General features: G+C 45.0%; 3 protein-coding genes and 1 pseudogene. All 4 read left to right on the top strand.

The features are described 5' to 3' along the window. Positions 1-317 (top strand): annotated as a pseudogene (locus F6K20_RS29835) (hypothetical protein); the annotation flags it as partial. Beyond that, a complete protein-coding gene (locus tag F6K20_RS29830; RefSeq protein WP_287297103.1) occupies positions 314-2,011 on the top strand; it encodes a HEAT repeat domain-containing protein in 1,698 nt (565 codons plus the stop codon). The pseudogene F6K20_RS29835 and the gene F6K20_RS29830, both read left to right, overlap by 4 nt. A gap of 12 nt (positions 2,012-2,023) precedes the next feature. Further along, complete coding sequence (locus F6K20_RS29825; protein ID WP_353736856.1) at positions 2,024-2,278, top strand: HEAT repeat domain-containing protein; 255 nt, start codon at positions 2,024-2,026, stop codon at positions 2,276-2,278. A 214-nt stretch (positions 2,279-2,492) separates the two neighbouring features. After that, positions 2,493-3,146 carry a metallophosphoesterase family protein gene (locus F6K20_RS29820; protein WP_287251660.1) on the top strand — a complete coding sequence of 218 codons (654 nt, stop codon included), beginning with the start codon at positions 2,493-2,495 and terminating at the stop codon, positions 3,144-3,146. The last annotated feature ends 309 nt before the right edge of the window (positions 3,147-3,455 follow it).

The following is a 3,455-nucleotide window of genomic DNA, read 5'->3' as shown; positions in this document are numbered from 1 at the left end:
CATCCGTGTTGGAGTTAGTACGGAATTTTCTGAAACGCCATGGTGTACTGCTGGACTCCACGGAGATCGAAAGACTATTGTTTGATGGAAAATTCTGGTTACTGATCGATGGGGTAAACGAGCTACCCTCAGAAGCAGCACGTGTCGATTTGACTCAGTTTCGGAGGGATTACCAGAAGCCTACTCCCATGATTTTCACCACTAGGGATTTAGGAGTTGGTGGTAACTTAGGGATTGAAAAGAAGTTGGAAATGCCACCCTTCCGCTGTTCCCATCAATTCTATGTTAAAAACTCAACTATAAATGCTATAAAATGAATATAATAAATACAGCAGAATCTTTATTACAACAATTACCAAGTATCAGCGATCAGGAGTTACAACAAAACTATCTGAATTATTTTAAATGGACAGAACCTCTGGTGCTGATGCTGCAATTGGTAGATGATCAAGCCCAAGCCCAGCGGGTTGTCAAGTTAGGATTAGCAGTGGATTGGAAACTGGGAGCCAGGTTAGCCGGAGCAGTAAAACCGGAGTTTCAGGAGCAGACTGTTGGGTTGGTGGCTGGGTTAAAGGTTCCGACTTTACTTAAGCTTCAGTTGTTGGGAATAACTGGATCAGACAAAGCGATACCTGAGCTAAGTAAATTCCTGACTCATAACAACTTTGCTGTGCGTAGGAGTGTGGCAGAAGCTCTCGAAAAAATTGGGACAGAAGCCACCATAGACCCGTTAAGTAAATGCCTGGATGATCCCGAATCAAATGTGCGTAGGAGGGCGACATATGCTCTGGCTGAAATTGGCACAGAAGCCACGATTGCTCCCTTAAGTAAATGCCTGGATGATGAGGACTCACTTATACGTACGAGGGCGGCAGAAGCTCTAATTGAAATGCGGTCACCAGCAACTATCGATGTTTTGATTAAACTCCTTAAATATAAAGACCTTTATGAAAGGTGGAAGGTACCCTATACTTTAGCTCAAATCGGAGGTCAATCAGCTACTAAGGCGTTGATTAAACTGTTGGAAGATCAAGACCAGAATGTTCGCCGTTATGCGGCTGATGCTCTGGGAAAAATTGATTCAGAAACCGCTGTTGATGGTCTCCTTAGCTGTCTAGATGATCAAAGCGTTATGGTAAGGAGAAGTGCAGTGACAGCCTTGAGTAAAATCCAGTCACCAGCAGCTATTGATGGGCTACTTAAATTCCTGGAAGATGAAGACTATGATGTCTATTCTACTGCAGCAGATGCGGTGATGAAAATTTCGTCACTAGCTCCTAGAGATGGTATGAGTAGACTCCTCAATTATGAAGATTCCTATGTGCGCATAAATGCTGCAAAAGCTCTGGTTAACTTCCAATCACCAGAATCCCTAGAATCATCAGTAGTTATTGATCCTCTGATTAAACTCTTGAAATATGAAAAGCGTCATGTAAGGTATATTGCGAAACCAGCTCTGGTAGAAATTGGTTCATTAGATGCTATTAATGAACTGATTAAACTCCTAGACGATGAAGACGCTGATTTACGTATTTGGGCAACAGAGGCTTTGGGAAAAATTGGCTCAGAAGCGGCTAGTGATGGGTTAATTAAATGTCTGGAAGATGACGACTATTTAGTGCGTCGTGAGGCCGCAACTGCTTTGGGTGATATTGGCTCAGAAGCAGCGATTGATGGATTAATTAAATGTCTGGAAGATGACCACTCAGATGTGCGTTGGATGGCAGCAGAGGCTTTGGGTAAACTTAAGTCAGCAGCGGCGATTGACGGGTTAATTACATGCTTGGAAGATGAGGAGGATTTGGTGTGTCGTAAGGCAGCAGAGGCTTTGGGTAATATTGGAGCAACGTCTGCGATTGATGGGCTAATTAAACTCCTGGAATATGACGACTATTCTGTGCAGAAAAGGGCAGCAGATGCGTTGGTTAAGATTGGTTCACAATCCGCCACTAATAAGTTGATAAAACTCCTGGATAATGATAAGGATTATAGGCTAGAAATAACGGTATAAGTTCTCGGAGAAATTGGTTCAGAAGCCGCTATTGATGGGCTAATTAAATGCCTAGAACATGGTGATTATTGGGTACCTAAAAAGGCAGCAGAAGCTCTGGAAAAAATTGGCACAGAAGCTACTATTTCTAAACTGATTAATCGCCTCAACAACGAAGAATTTGTACAAACTAATGATGGCATAAGTTGTGATCAAAGCATGAACGCTCTTAACGCCATTCAAGAGCGCTGCCAATTCTACAACCCAATCTATAATCCCAAACCCTGAATAATACCAGACTGCACAACAGTTTCTCCACAACCTCCGCCAAGACTTCCCCCTAGACTGGAAGCAAATTGTTCTAGTTCCTGGTAACCATGACCTCAATTGGGAACTAGAGGAGGCTTAGGATTTATGCGATGCTCTTTCAGAGCCGCTACGCGATCGCATAAAATACCACGGTGAACTCACAGAGGGTCACTACATCAAAGTTACTGAAGAGGTGATTCGAGTCCGAGATGACGCTAAATACCAACAACGGTTTGCCCACTTCAGCCAATTCTATCAAGCTATCAAAACTAAACCCTATCCCCTCGACTATGACCAGCAAGCCATTATCGACCATTTCCCAGACCAAAACTTGCTGATCCTAGGACTAAACTCCGCTTGGGAACTGGATCACCACTTTAGAGCTCGTGCTAGCATCCACTCCGGTGCTCTAAGCAAGGCTCTGGCCGAAATTCGCCGTAACCCAGACTACGGCAACTGCCTGAAACTAGCGGTTTGGCACCATCCCCTCAATAGTGCTGGAAGCGATCGCATTACCGACCAAGGATTCATGGAACAACTCGCCAAAGCTGGATTCCGCTTCTTCCTCCACGGACACATCCACAAAGCCGAAACCAGCCTTTTCCGTTACGACCTCAGTCCAACTGGGCGCAAACTCGACCAAATTGGTGCTGGCACCTTTGGGGCACCTACCAAAGAACTCATACCCGGTTATCCTTGGCAATATAATCTACTGAAAATTAAGGATAATCAGCTCACTGTCTACACTCGCCGTCGGGAAGAAGAAAATGGTGCTTGGAAACCTGATTCACGGTGGACTCAGGGTCCAGGAAAAGGTGGTTTGGATTATTATTCCATTGAGTTGTAGAGAGTAGGGAGTAGGGAGTAGGGAGTAGGGATTGAGCGCAGTTTTGCCTACTGATCTATAGCAGTTTTTATCCTAATGAGGTACACATAATTTTTGCCCTGTTCCCTTTTCCCCTCCTGGGAGGGGTTAGGGGTGGGTTACTCTTCCCTATTCCCTGTTCCCTGTTCTCTAAAACCCAAGAATTTTGGCGTTGCTGAATCAAGGAATGAATGCGCGATCATCTGGTTTTGGTCAAGCCCCCGTGGGTCCCCCAACTTTGCGGTGCGACCCAAGGGCGATTTACTCGCCCTAGGAGGCGCGCACCGGAAG

The organism is Moorena sp. SIO2C4, assembly GCF_010672485.1.
Classification (GTDB): Bacteria; Cyanobacteriota; Cyanobacteriia; order Cyanobacteriales; family Coleofasciculaceae; genus Moorena; species Moorena producens.
This window is presented reverse-complemented; position numbering and strand designations above follow the sequence as displayed.

What these genes read in the sequence shown, in the direction of transcription:
- F6K20_RS29830 (WP_287297103.1), top strand. Translation starts at nt 314, where the DNA reads ATGAATATAATAAATACAGCAGAATCTTTATTACAACAATTACCAAGT.